The organism is Nitrosospira sp. Nsp14 (assembly GCF_900113575.1).
Classification (GTDB): domain Bacteria; phylum Pseudomonadota; class Gammaproteobacteria; order Burkholderiales; family Nitrosomonadaceae; genus Nitrosospira.
In genome coordinates, this window is sequence record NZ_FOPV01000018.1 from 1 (window position 1) to 12967 (window position 12967).

Annotated in this window: 13 protein-coding genes; 5 read left to right on the forward strand and 8 right to left on the reverse strand. The window is 54.2% G+C overall.

Annotation, left to right across the window (positions count from 1 at the left end; translation table 11 throughout):
- On the forward strand, window positions 1-712 hold a 712-nt coding region (gene xth, locus BM022_RS11840), incomplete at its 5' end, for an exodeoxyribonuclease III (protein WP_143079579.1).
- Window positions 713-826: 114 nt separating this feature from the next.
- On the opposite strand, the gene BM022_RS11845 is transcribed toward xth, so the two are convergent.
- The 3 genes from BM022_RS11845 to pmbA form a co-directional block, all read right to left on the reverse strand.
- Window positions 827-1561, reverse strand: a complete 735-nt coding sequence (locus BM022_RS11845) for a LuxR family transcriptional regulator (protein WP_091139551.1) — start codon at window positions 1559-1561, stop codon at window positions 827-829.
- Between the two features lie 319 nt (window positions 1562-1880).
- Window positions 1881-2918: a phosphoglycerate mutase gene (locus BM022_RS11850; RefSeq protein ID WP_091139552.1), complete on the reverse strand. Its 1038-nt coding sequence runs from the start codon at window positions 2916-2918 to the stop codon at window positions 1881-1883.
- A 67-nt stretch (window positions 2919-2985) separates the two neighbouring features.
- Window positions 2986-4344: a metalloprotease PmbA gene (gene pmbA / locus BM022_RS11855; protein WP_091139554.1), complete on the reverse strand. Its 1359-nt coding sequence runs from the start codon at window positions 4342-4344 to the stop codon at window positions 2986-2988.
- A 74-nt stretch (window positions 4345-4418) separates the two neighbouring features.
- Here pmbA and yjgA point away from each other — a divergent pair, with 74 nt between their 5' ends.
- Window positions 4419-4967: a ribosome biogenesis factor YjgA gene (yjgA, locus tag BM022_RS11860; RefSeq protein WP_091139556.1), complete on the forward strand. Its 549-nt coding sequence runs from the start codon at window positions 4419-4421 to the stop codon at window positions 4965-4967.
- A gap of 125 nt (window positions 4968-5092) precedes the next feature.
- Here yjgA and BM022_RS11865 read toward each other — a convergent pair whose 3' ends face one another.
- The gene (locus BM022_RS11865) at window positions 5093-6196 is read right to left on the reverse strand and encodes a transglutaminase-like domain-containing protein (protein ID WP_091139557.1); all 1104 of its coding nucleotides are present in this window, start codon (window positions 6194-6196) and stop codon (window positions 5093-5095) included.
- Window positions 6197-6485: 289 nt separating this feature from the next.
- On the opposite strand from BM022_RS11865, the gene BM022_RS11870 reads away from it, so the two are divergent.
- The 3 genes from BM022_RS11870 to BM022_RS11880 all read left to right on the forward strand — a co-directional run bounded on the left by BM022_RS11870 (window position 6486) and on the right by BM022_RS11880 (window position 9426).
- Entirely contained in the window at window positions 6486-7169 is a 684-nt protein-coding gene (locus tag BM022_RS11870) for an alpha/beta hydrolase (protein WP_091139655.1), read from the forward strand.
- A gap of 256 nt (window positions 7170-7425) precedes the next feature.
- Window positions 7426-7869, forward strand: coding sequence for a response regulator transcription factor (locus tag BM022_RS11875; protein WP_091139559.1), 444 nt, complete (start codon window positions 7426-7428; stop codon window positions 7867-7869).
- Between the two features lie 30 nt (window positions 7870-7899).
- The gene (locus BM022_RS11880) at window positions 7900-9426 is read left to right on the forward strand and encodes a sensor histidine kinase (RefSeq protein WP_091139560.1); all 1527 of its coding nucleotides are present in this window, start codon (window positions 7900-7902) and stop codon (window positions 9424-9426) included.
- A gap of 24 nt (window positions 9427-9450) precedes the next feature.
- On the opposite strand, the gene arfB is transcribed toward BM022_RS11880, so the two are convergent.
- The 4 genes from arfB to BM022_RS11900 form a co-directional block, all read right to left on the reverse strand.
- Window positions 9451-9873 carry an alternative ribosome rescue aminoacyl-tRNA hydrolase ArfB gene (gene arfB / locus BM022_RS11885; RefSeq protein ID WP_091139562.1) on the reverse strand — a complete coding sequence of 141 codons (423 nt, stop codon included), beginning with the start codon at window positions 9871-9873 and terminating at the stop codon, window positions 9451-9453.
- A gap of 128 nt (window positions 9874-10001) precedes the next feature.
- A complete protein-coding gene (locus BM022_RS11890; protein ID WP_091139564.1) occupies window positions 10002-10916 on the reverse strand; it encodes an NAD-dependent epimerase/dehydratase family protein in 915 nt (304 codons plus the stop codon).
- Between the two features lie 69 nt (window positions 10917-10985).
- The gene (locus tag BM022_RS11895) at window positions 10986-11900 is read right to left on the reverse strand and encodes a glycosyltransferase family 2 protein (RefSeq protein WP_091139566.1); all 915 of its coding nucleotides are present in this window, start codon (window positions 11898-11900) and stop codon (window positions 10986-10988) included.
- Window positions 11901-11992: 92 nt separating this feature from the next.
- Window positions 11993-12871, reverse strand: coding sequence for a glycosyltransferase family protein (locus BM022_RS11900; protein WP_256209149.1), 879 nt, complete (start codon window positions 12869-12871; stop codon window positions 11993-11995).
- Window positions 12872-12967 lie beyond the last annotated feature (96 nt).

A 12967-nucleotide genomic window follows, 5' to 3' on the forward strand; every position in this document is an offset into this window, starting at 1 on the left:
AGTCAACATAATCGGCAGCCAAAAAGCCACCATATTCGCCCAGGTGGGTCAGTTTTACTCCGGCTCAGTGGGTCAGTATTACAGCGGCGCTAACAGGTACCAGACAGTTTTTTCGGGCCAGAAAACCTACAATGGCGTCGCGCTGCTCAGCAAGCTACCTGGAGTAGACATTGTCAGCGGTATTCCTGGTCTGGAGGACCAGCAAAAACGTGTGCTGGGTGCGGTTTATGACGACATCCGGGTGGTGTGTATTTACGTGCCCAATGGCGAGCATGTCACATCTGAAAAGTATCAATACAAGCTGAAATGGCTGGGCGCCCTTCGGGACTGGGTTCGGGATATGTTGTGCAGTCATCGGAAACTGGTACTGCTGGGCGACTTCAACATCGCGCCTGAAGAGCGCGATGTCCATGACCCCGCGTTATGGGAGGGGCAGGTTCTGTTCAGCCGGCCGGAGCGCGAGGCGTTTCAGCAAGTGCTTGACCTGGGGTTGCTGGATAGCTTCCGTTTGTTTGAGCAACCGGAGAAATGCTATACGTGGTGGGACTATCGTATGATGGCCTTTCGCCGTAACATGGGTTTGCGGATAGATCATATATTATTGAGTAGCGAACTGGCTGGAGTATGCACTGCCTGCGTGATTGACAAGGCAACGCGCAAGCTGGAACGTCCTTCTGATCATGCGCCGGTAATGGTCGAGCTGGTAAGGTAGCGTTGACGTAATCTTTGCGCTCGCATGGCATTGAAGCTGGGTTCTACGCCAGTGCTTGGCTCGGGTTGCGACGTCGGAGGGCGGGGGCGGACTAAGCCGGCATTCCGTGCTTTATTAACCGATATGTCCGGCTTCAATAAGTCCCATCGAAAGCGCACGCGAGATAGCTTGGCGCCGGTTGACGACGCCTAATTTCTGGGCTGCGTTCTGAAGGTGAAATGTTACGGTACGTTCCGAAATATTCACAATATTTGCTATTTCCCAGCCTGTCTTGCCCTCGGCTGCCCACAACAGGCACTCCTTCTCCCGATCCGTCAGGTTGATTTTTTTCAACGGGACGGGTCCTTTACTTAAAACGATGCGCTGTACGGCCTCGTGCAAGTAACAAGTCAATAGCTGGGCTTGGCCCATCATGGCCACAATGTCGTTTTGCGCTTCGCGAGACTCTCTGGATGTGGCCAGGCTCAGCATCGCAGATTCACCCCGCCCGCCATGAACGGAGAAGCTGGCACCGCTGACCAGTCCGCAATCCTTCGCTTCGCTTCTTACACGCGCCTCCTTGCGCCCCTTGAAAATTTCATTTTTCCAGATGATGGGAATCGCTGTCCTAGCGCAGTGAGAAACGGTTGGGTCGATGTTGGCGTAACCTTCCGCATCATAGTGTTTGCGCCACACCTCTGGATAACAGCTGAGGATGAACCGATAAGGGCGGGTGAGGGAGGTGTTTACCTGAACCCCATACAGAAAATGCTCGAATCCCATCTCCCGCGCGATGGCCGTGGTATTGGCGTGCAATTCCTCGACGGAACTGCAAGTCAGCAACGATTCAAACAGATTAATATCAGTCATGATCCTCCCTCTTACAATACATCCGCTTTATTGCAGAGCTGTTACCGCCTGTAAAAACCGCCGCATTTATTATTAATTGCTTGTTTGCGCGCTATTTGCAGGCTGCATTTTGCCTGTAATCATACCCGAAGCAACCAACTTTTCGCGAACGAAAAACCTTGCCAGTAACCTTGGGTTGCCGGCGAGCCCTCTCGCTTCGCGGCGAGCGGAGAACCTTTTACTAGGCATCACTGTATATTGCCCGATAACAGCGTATTCCAAGTTTCAGAAAAGACCTCTTAATACAGGGCTTTTTCGAGCCGCCAGAGTTAGCCAGAGGTTACTTGAGGGCATGGCTCAAGATCGGTTTAGGTCTACGCCAGAATTTTCCTAAATCACTGCGCCTGACGACGAAGTTCGTGGTTCCCTTATCGTCCAGTGTTGTGAGCGTCACTTGATCGACTTGCCCTTGCCTGAACATCCCCCAAAGCGGCCCGAACCAGTCGCGGTCAAGCGCTTTCAGGCTTTCACGCCATCCGTACGCATCGCGGTACTGAGCGGTTCCCTGCAGGGCGTCAAGCACGACGAGGTGCTTACCGGAGGTGGCGGATGTCCCCAATATTGTCGCGTTCAGGGGAAGCGGCGCGTGGTTTGTTTTGGAGGCAACCGCGAGAGACAGCGCAAGAACATCGTTGCTCCACACGTGAGCGTAAGGGGACTCCACCGATTCAGGCATGATTCCTCCCCCCCAGAACCAGGCGCCGTTAATGGCCGGTTCTCCACGCGCCTCGCGCGACTGATTAAGCGGGTGCTCGTGCAGCAGCATTTGAATCTCATTAAAAAAACCGCGCCAGATCGTATTATTTGCGCCGAACGGCAATCGTTCATTGATGCCGCGGTTGACGACATCGCTGAGTAAATGCGTTTGTCCCAGCGGCGTCTTGATCACCCGCAAATACCAGCGATCAGGCCGCAAGGGCAGGAATGCCATTTCGCTTGCGGAGAAATGCCGGTTGAGCAAGCTTGTCAGCTGATCGGCTTCGTCTGGCGAGATCGGGAAGACGCGGCTGTCAGCCAGCACAATCTGGTCCCGCTCGATATGCAAGTGCACGGGGTCGGCACGGATCCAGTAATCGTCTGCGGGATTAATATGAGCTTTACCATCGCCCAGCAGCGTGATAGGCGCAACCGGCCAGTCAAGCTGTTTCGCTACGCCAAAAACGCGGCAAAGCCGAGGTTCAAGGCGCTCTGGCTCATCATCGGTGCGTGAGCATTTAGCTAGGAAGTTTTCCAGCGCGGGCAGCGGCAAGTCATGGTAAATTTCGGGAAGTGACGCGTCTGGCCAGAAAAGCGCGGGAACGAGCAAATGCAGATTCATCGGGATTAGGGCTGTGGCTTTCCGTCTGTAAGCAGAAAATCATCCGCTAACGCTTCCTCAGCGGCAGCTAGCCGCCGGCAACCATCATCTTGTCTATCAGCAGCGATCCGCACTGTTTTGACCCTCGCACAACTACATCATTTCCCGCGGCAGAAATGCCAAGAAGCATATTTTTCAGGTTGCCTGCAATGGTGATCTCTTCCACCGCATGCTGAATCTCTCCGCCCTCGACCCAGAAGCCGGCTGCGCCGCGCGAATAGTCTCCGGTCACCGGATTCACGCCTTGCCCCAGCAATTCGGTAACCAGCACGCCTCTGCCCATCTCTTTCAGAAGCGCGGGGAAGTCCAATCCAGCCCCATTCTCAAGAATGAGGTTGTGGTTGCCACCGGCGTTTCCAGTGGTGCGCATCCCAAGTTTGCGCGCGGAGTAACTGCCGAGAAAATAACCTTGCACCACACCGTTCTCGACAATGTTTCGCTCATGCGTGGCTACGCCTTCGTCATCGAACGCCTGGCTGGCCAAACCTCTTTTCAGGTGAGGTACTTCCCGAATCTGGATATGTGGCGCGAAAACCTGCTTGCCGATACTTTCCAGCAGAAACGATGACTTCCGGTAGAGGCTGCCACCACTGATGGCTTTGACAAAATGCCCCATCAGGCTCGAAGCGATGGGCGCTTCAAACAGCACCGGGACTTCACAGGTGGGGATTTTTTTGGCGCCGAGCCGGGCAACAGTACGCATGCCTGCTTTTCTGCCGATGCTATCGGCTTCCTCGAGGTCGGTTGCGTTACGTGCCACGCTGTACCAGTAGTCACGCTGCATGGTGTCCTCCTGGCTCGCTATCACGGCGCAACTGATGCTGTGACGCGACGCCGGATAACCCCCCATGAACCCCAGGCTGTTTGCATAAACAAACTGTGATTCATTGAGATAGACGCTTGCCCCTTCAGAGTTGGTAATGCGCTTGTCAACTTCAAGCGCAGCCGCCTCGCATGTCTTTGCCAGTTCTATCGCCTGCTCTACCGGCAGGTCCCAGGGAAAATAAAGGTCGAGATCGGGAAATTCCCGGGCCAGTAACTCCGCATCGGCCAGTCCCGCGCAATCGTCAGCCGCTGTATGCCCGGCTATCGAGATAGCCGCCGCGACCGTGTCGTTCACCGCCTGGGGTGAAAAATCGGAAGTACTCGCATTGCCGCGCCTCTGCCCGATGTAAACGCTTACGGACAGACCCTTGTCCCGATTGTATTCGATTGTTTCAACTTCCCCTCGTCGTACAGTAACGTTCTGTCCGAAGCCATCGGAGATGTCGGTTTCGCAGGCGGTGGCGCCAAGCTTCTTTGCCTGGCTCAACACATCTTGCGCGATTTTCTGTAGCGTGGTGGAAGGATAGGAGAAGCGGGGCGAAGATTTTGCGATGGCGGTCATGGACAATGATTTCTGCAGTTGTGGGAATTTGTTGCAGGAGAATGGCGCTATGATAACAGTTTCTTAATGCGGGAATGACTGTGGAAAAAAACACGCCTCTTAATTCTGAATCCGAGCTTCCGCTCAGCAAGACGCGGCTCAAGCAGCAAATGCATGCGCTACAGGATATTGGCGAACAACTCATCCAACTCGATCTCAAGCGTTTGACGGAGCTCAGCTTACCGGAAGCGCTAACGGAAGCCATACTCGAGGCCAAGAGGATGCGCAAACATGGCGCCATTCGCCGCCAGATGCAATTTATCGGCAAACTGATGCGTAATGTTGATGCGACGCCTATCAAGCAAAAGCTGGAAGCATGGAACAATGTATCGTTGCAGCAGACCGCGTGGCTGCATGGGCTGGAACGCTGGCGGGAACGGCTGCTGTCGGATGAACAGGCTCTGGGGGAGTTCGCGCAGCAATTTCCCGCTGCCGACTTGCAGCAGTTGCGCGCACTCGTGCGCAATGCCCACAAGGAACGGCTTGCAAACAAGCCGCCCAAGAGTTTTCGCGCCTTGTTTCAGGAACTTCAGAAGATTATTCCGCAAACAGTGGAGGAGGCCGGATCCGTTCGGGACGAATAAGGAGGATGGGGAGGCATCACGGCCGAGATACCCGTTCTTGTCTTGTAGCTACGCGGTTGGCTCAGGCACGGCCCGCCAAAGGCTGTAAGACCACATGGAGACCGCGCGATCTACGCGGACGAATGTTAAAACTTGATGCCTGTGCCAACCAATTGCGCTGAAACGATCTTATATGCAAATTCTTCCGGTTCCAGACTGTCCTGCGCATGCCCGCCGACCTCGGCCTGGGGATACATGAAGAATGGCAGGTCGCCGAGGACGCTGTCTCGAGCGAGAATAACATCTCGGGCCTGGTTAAACGCCACCCAATTCATTTCCCACGAGCCAAACAGTTTTTCGCGCAATGCAGCCACTCTGGGGTGGGCAAGCGGCAAGTCTTCGTCCAGCGCCAGTTGACGCACATCGGAAGGATCGACGGGCACCCAGCCCAGGCTAGCAAGATAAAACTCGGGACGGCAATGTTGGGCCGTGGTGACATCCCCCGATTTGCCCAGCGTCTTATGCGCGGCGGACTCATCTATCCGAATCCCATAGTTGTCTCGCGCGGGAACTCCCGCTGCCCTGGCCAAACCAACAAACAAGGTGTTGAGGTCGGCGCATTTGCCGCGCAGATTGCCAGACTCAAGCATGGATTTGATATCTCCCCGCCCGCAGCCTCGTGTTTCCGGGTCGCGATAGGAATTATCCACTACCCAATCATATATCGCCTGCGCTTTTTGCAACGGCGAGTGCGCGTTCGCTTCCTTGACGATCGAGAGCGCGGTCTTGCGTACGATTCCATCCAGCGGAATACGCTTAGTGGCCTGCAGGTAACGTTTCACATCTGAGGGAATCGCGGCTCCGCGTTGCTCGGAGTAATGCTGCAGATCGACAGTGCGGTTGGTTGTTTTGACGACGCTGCTCACTGTAGCAGTGCGGGGTCCGCCCCCGCGCCACTCCCCATAAAACATGGGCGAAGCCGTGCCGGGAACAGTATCAAACCGTGCGATGGTTGCATTACCGCTCCAAACACTGCCCTGAGAAAACTGATGGGCGCTATCGTTAATATCAGGCAAAGGAAGCCATAGGCGCGCCTTGTTCCCATCGGCGGGCAAATCGACCTTATAAGTCAGGCGATACGTTTGCGTTCTTGGCCGGATGACTCCCTGGTCCTGACCAAACACCGACGGTGCAACGGGAAGCAATGCCGCGCCAACGCCCGCCAGCTTGATAAAATCCCTGCGTTTCATGATTTTCTCCTGCTGTATGATTTGAACAAGAAAATCGAAAGGTGCGAATCTAATCCTCCATTTGGGTTAAGTCAACAGGGGAAGCCCTGTGCCGATCTGGGTGCATATATGACACCTGTTGCGCCTCGGTTTCTGCCACAAACAGGCGTTCCCGTTGTTTGCACTTCTGGCCGTCGTAGGCTACGCTAGCGGTTATCTGGGCATTTTTTTGGCAGCATCTGTTGCAGATACTTCCAAGTGCCAGCGACCCATTTGGCCAAATTTGTCCAGCTCGTTTTTACTTCTCCCGATGAGCGTTCCAAACAGTCTACTCCCTGCCGTCGAGCTTGAGACCGGTACACACCCCACCCACGCGGTCCTGTGGCTGCACGGCCTTGGCGCGGATGGGCATGATTTCGTCCCTATCGTGGACGAACTCGCGTTGCCCTCAACCATCAGTGTCCGCTTTGTGTTCCCACACGCTCCCATGCGCCCGGTAAGTATCAACCGGGGCATGGTGATGCGGGCGTGGCACGATTACGACATGATCGACGCCAAGGTCGGGGTTCAGGAAAACATGGAGAGCTTGCGCAGTTCGCAGCAAGCGATTGAAGCTCTGATTGATCGAGAAAGGCAACGCGGGATCAAGCCGGAGAATATTGTCCTGGCCGGCTTCTCGCAAGGTGGAGCGCTGGCGTTGCATACCGGTCTGCGCTATCCCGAAAGACTCGCCGGCATGCTGGCGCTATCATGCTATCTGCCGGCTCCGGCAACACTTGCGGCTGAAGCGCAGCAAGCCAATTTAACTACCTCGGTTTTTATGGCTCATGGCCGCTCTGATTATGTCGTGCCGTTAGTGCTGGCACAGGCTTCGAAACGGCAGTTGCTCGAATCGGGCTATGCAGTGGAATGGCATGAGTATTCCATGGCGCACACTGTTTGCCGCGAAGAAATCGACGACATCAGCCACTGGCTGAACCACGTGTTGAAATAGCTTAACCAATCCCATCCACCATCATTAATCATCGTTTTTAACGCTATCCCGTATGCGGATACGTCGCGGTTTCGCCTCCACAGCCCTACCTCTTCCCAGCCGATAGTGCTGAAATCTTCACTAATTTTTTATGTATAAGTGACGGTTACCTCACATCCGCTATATTACCCTGATGACAATATGGAATTATGTGCTATATTCCTTTTTATCAACAGGGTAATTTATAACGAGAACTAACCAAGCGGAGGAAAGCTAAATGCACGCGGTTGCCGAATATCAAAATACTGACCAGTCGCCGAGTTCCATAACAGCTAAACAAAGCGTGACCCGGAGAATCGCCCATATTGATGATGATCCCGACATTCGCGACACCGTGAGAAAAATTCTGACGGCGAATGGATATGCGGTCGATAGCTACCAGGCGATGAACGATTTCACTGAATCGTTACGGAATACGACAGATCTTCCGGATTTGGCGATTCTGGACGTGATGGTGGAGACGATGGACAAGGGACTCGAAGCCTACGTTGAAATACGCAGTCGTTTTCCCAAGCTTCCTATGATATTCATGACTTCCCTGGGCCAGGAGATCCGCCCTTATTTCACCGGGCTTTCCGACGAATGGATATTGATCGTGGAAAAACCAGTGGACCCCATGAGTTTCTTGTCGATCGTTCGTAGCCGTCTGGAAGACGCCTGAAGGTAACCAGTTGTCCGCGGAAATCTAATCATGGCAGTCGCCGAGTTTTCCTGGGATGGTTCCAAAAATCGCTTCGCATTTCCGGGGGCGGGCGTGGGTCGCGCCAAGCTGAGTGACCAGGTATTAATCGGCAATGCGCGGTGGTTTATCATCTTTCGCTGGGCCGTAATCGCGCTACTTATTGGTTTTCAAATATTTGCGCTTATCGCCTCCGACACGCTCACCACCATTGGCATCACTCATCAGCAGGGGTGGCCAGTCGCCGTAACGGCCATATTGTCCATTGCCAATATTTTCTATATCTATGCTCTGGATTTCCGTCCGCGAACAAGATATAACTCCCCATCCATTAACATCTGGGCGCAAATAATAGTCGACCTTCTTTGCCTGTCGATCGTCGTGCATTTTGCGGGCAGCATCGGCACACCCGCTCCGTTCTTCTATGTACTGCACATTGTCCTGTCCTGCATTTTTTTCTCGACCATCGAGAGCCTGATCGTTACCGCGCTGGTCTGTTGCATGTACGGAACGGTTTTGCTGATTGAGAATCCTTTGCTTTTCCTGGCCCCTCAATCTGTGCTGATAGATTCAGGCGCAGCCGAAGTTACCCCGCTCAAGGTCAATATCCTCTTATGGATGGTTACGCTGGATGTGCTTTTCCTCATAGTCTGGTATGTCGTCTCGCGACTCGCAATCGTCGTGCGCACCAATGAGCGGCATCTTATGGATGCCTATAAGCAGATCAGCCAGGCTCAAGTCGAGAAGGACCGGTATGCGGTTCTTATGACCCATCAGCTCAAGGCGCCCCTGGATGCCATTCGCAGCAAAATTGGCTTGGTAAAAGGGAATTATTGTGGGGAGGTGTCACCTGAAATAAAGGATATTCTTGGAAAAATCGATGACCGCGCCTCAGGTATGGCAGGCTTGATCCTTGACGTGCTTAAACTGGAACGCTTGAAAGCCGCCGCTAGGGATCCAAATAATCATGAGTGCGTCAATATTGGCCCGGTCATTCGCAAATGCATCGATAAACTCGGGCCCATAGCAAATTCGCGCCAGATCCGGGTCAACGCCTCGACCGAGGATTTTCTCGTGCAATGTATTCCCAATCAGCTTGAAGTACTTTTCGAGAATATCATCTCAAATGCCATTACCTACTCCTACGATGGTGGTTCGGTGGAAATTGTGTCCAAATTCAACCGGCAAAGCTTATCCGCTGTGGTAACCGTTATCGACCACGGAATCGGCATCGGCGATACGGAGTTGCCGCATATATTCGACGAATATTTTTACGCGCCCAGGGCAGCTCTGCACAATCGGACGTCGAGCGGAATCGGACTGTCAATCGTGAGAACAGTGGCGGAAAATAACAAGCTCCACATCCAGGTTGCCAGTGAACGCGACGTCGGGACCGCTTTTTCCGTTCTTTTCCAGGACGTGGGAAATGCCTCGGATATGGAAAAGGAAATGCAAAAAATAAATACGGGTAAGTATGTGGCCGCGGATCCCGCGGAAGAATCATTGGAACACTCCAAAGGCGGGTGCCAGCCCGCGTAGCTCATGGGACATTGCGAGTCCGCCTCATGTCGGATAGTCATTCATTTTTTTTCGCATGATTTTTAGCTGTCCGCGCTGAGTTTTACTCTCAAGCCGTTTTTGTTTGGATATATGCGTGGGCTTGGTTGGCTTGCGCTTGGCAGGCACCATGGCTATGCGGTCAACGAGTTCTTGCAGCCGTCTTAGCGCGTCTTCGCGATTTTTCTCCTGATTGCGGTACTGTTGGGCCTTGATGACGATAACGCCTTCCCGGGTGATCCGCGTATCGTTGAGCTTCAACAACCGCTCCTTGTATATATCGTCCAGCGAAGAAGCGGCAATGTCGAAGCGCAAGTGAATTGCACTCGATACCTTGTTCACATTCTGTCCACCAGCGCCCTGTGCTCGAATCGCTTTTATCTCAAGCTCGCTTTCGGCGACGGATATTTTGCCGGGATTCTCCACCATTTTGTTGTGCGGGCAGTGCCCGCGGCGTACGTTCCAGTTCCTGTTCAGTTGCGATTGGCCCAGGTTAGTATCCTCGCGCTCGTGCACCGTGATTACACAACGCCGCCCGCTTCACGCCCGGTTCATTTTTACATCGGGTTCCCACGGTGCCTGCGGTCGCCACGGTTCCATTGGGGAAGAAACAACCGTGGCGAAAAACCGAAGTCCCTGGTCGCTTCCGCATGATTAAAACACAAATCGGTGTTCATCCGAGTCGCCATTTCCGGGTTCAGGCCCTGCTTTCCGGGTAGCAGCCTGACGACACGTATCGCCCGATTAAATACCCATTCAGGAACCGAAAGAAAACGTTCCGGGTGACCAAGCGAATGAAAGATTTTCGCGACCATTTGCCGATAGCTCAATGTTTCGCCACCGCTCAAGTTGTAGGCCCGGTTGAACGTCTCCAGCCGAGAGAGGGCCAGAACGCACGCATTCGCGAGATCGTCCGCGTGCACCGGCTGGCGCAACCCCTTCGCTTCTCCCAGCAAGGGAAAAAAGCCAAAGCGCCGGATGAAATTCGCGATTCTTGTAATATTTTTGTCCCGAACACAATCGTATACCAAAGTCGGGCGGAACACGGTCCAGTTGATTCCGAACTTGGCACAGAGCTTCCTGGTAGTCTCCTCCGCCTCGGCCAAGTTTGCGGCCACGCGACGCTCGTCCGGATTTCTGGAATTCGCCTTGCTGAATACGCTGGTGGAACCGAAGCCAATTACCCGTCGGACCTGACGTGAATCAAGAACGGGCAGCAGGGGGGGAAGCAGCCAAAGGGGCGCAAGATGAACCAGCGCACTCGCGGAAGGGCAGCGTAACTGCTCCGGATGGCTGATGTCGCTCGAATGCCAAAAGATATTTTTATGGATCGCGACCAGATTGCTGCTGTTTTCGCGGCTGATGGCATATACCTCGTTGCCGGCAGCCGCAAGTCTCGGCAGCAGGAACTGGCCGATGATGCTGGTCGCGCCGGTGATAATAACGCGGTGAGGTGAAGAGGACTCAGACATCGACTCGACTGGCAACCATCATGGTAACGTTAATAACGCTTTGTTTGTTACGCGAGGAGAGCGCACGGTTTATTTTCGACCAAGACCGAGTCGGCGTCCGGCGTTGCGAATGGCATGAAATGACGCCACCGCTCCAAACCTTAACCACACGCCCGTCGCCACCAGCCACATCACCGCACCAGGGTATTCCTGCCGAAAGAACTTGCGGTAGAACCGCATCATCCCTTTGTGCTTGTGCCATTCCACGAAAATGGGGCGAGAGCGGCTGCAGGTTCCCTTATGATGCACAACCGGTGCATCTGGCACAAACAGGATTTTCCAGCCTTTTTGCTGAAAGCGCATGCACCAGTCCAAGTCTTCGCAGTGAAGAAAATACCCTTTATCCCAGGGGCCGGCGTCTGCCATCGCCGCTCGCCGTACCAGCATGAGCGCGCCGGAAATAGCCTCCACCTCAACTGGAGTGGGCGGCAAAGGCTGCTTGTGCAGGTGGAAATCATAAAACAGGCGAGGCCAGTGACGATGAAAGCGATACAGCCCAAACGCCCGCACGAAGGCGCGCCACGGCGTCGGCACTGCCCGTCGACCGCCTTCCTGCTCGGTACCGTCGGCATTGACCAACCACCCCCCCACCATGCCCGCTACAGGGTCTCTTTTCAATACCTCAAGCATACGCTCCAGGGAACCGGCGCCTAGAACACAATCAGGGTTGAGAAACAGCATGTACGGCTCGGCCGCAGCACTGGCACCGATGTTACAGGCTGCGGCGAAACCAAGGTTGGTGCTATTGCGGACGATCTTCAGTTTTGCCTCATTGGAAAAACGCTGCGCGCAAAGCTCGAGGCTGAGATCGGTGGAGGCGTTGTCCACCACCAGTATTTCGCTGGTTTGGGAAAGCGCCGAGTGAACGCATTCGGCCAGGAGTGGCCCGGCATTATAATTTACGACGATGACCGAGACCGGAAGCTTGGCCTCGAGGGTATCCATCTCAGCTGCCATAGTCATAGTTATAGTACGGCCCCTGCAGTTACAGCGGTTTAAGAGGGGGGAGGAATGAGTCATCCGGAAGGATCAATTCGTTAGCCGAAGATCCCGGCTTGATCAAACCGGCGTTCCCATGAGTTATTCATCCGAAAGTGCGCGGTGCTCTCTGTCGTGGCGCAATTGGCTAAAGCCTCGCTTACCAGTTCCGTCATATTCGCATTGCGATCGATGAGGTAGACGCCATCATGTCCTCGTCGGCGCGCCATTTCTCCAAATGCTGAGCTGAGTACTGGCAGACCCAGGGCCCGATATTCATAGTACTTGATCGGATCCACGCAAGCGGTGAGCGAATTCTCCACGAATGGAATCAGGCCCGCATTGAACTGAGTCATGGCGCGTAATGCCTCGGTATGCGGCAGGGCTCGCTCCAAACGTACATTGTGCGGTAGGGCGGGCGGCCGAACATACACAGGGCCGATGAGGCGAAAGTCAATTTTTAAATTCGATTTCGCCAACGCAATGACGAGTTCCCAGTCGAACCAGGCCCCAATGGTCCCCACGTAGCCAATTATCGGGCGTTGGTCGTCCCGAAGCACAGCCGAGATTCGGCATGGGGGCAGCCGATCCACTGCGCAAGCGTTCATCACGAGGCGCACGTCGCTGGCCAGGGGTCGCAACCGGTCTTCGAGCGCGGAAGACGATGCCAAAATGGTTGACACGCTTTTTATCACCTTGCGTTCCCGGTTCATCATCGCTAAGCGGGACCAGCCCCGATAGAAAGCCGGATAATTGTCCATGGCATCGTAAAATGAAGCGCGACAGTCCTTCTTCTGCAGTAGTCGCAACGCCAGCGTTGTCGGTTTCCCGATCCCGAGAACGGTCGAGTCGTCGATGAAACGGTTGACCTCTGATTCAATCTCGTCCCAAAACAGGCCATTGATCGTAGTGGAAAATGGCAACGGTTCTATCGGCAATGCCCTTGGCTGTATCATTGTTAGGAACGCTGGAATTTCGCAGTCCTTTTCGCCGGTGGTCGGGCGTGGGGTCATAAAATCGGACAACGTCGGGAA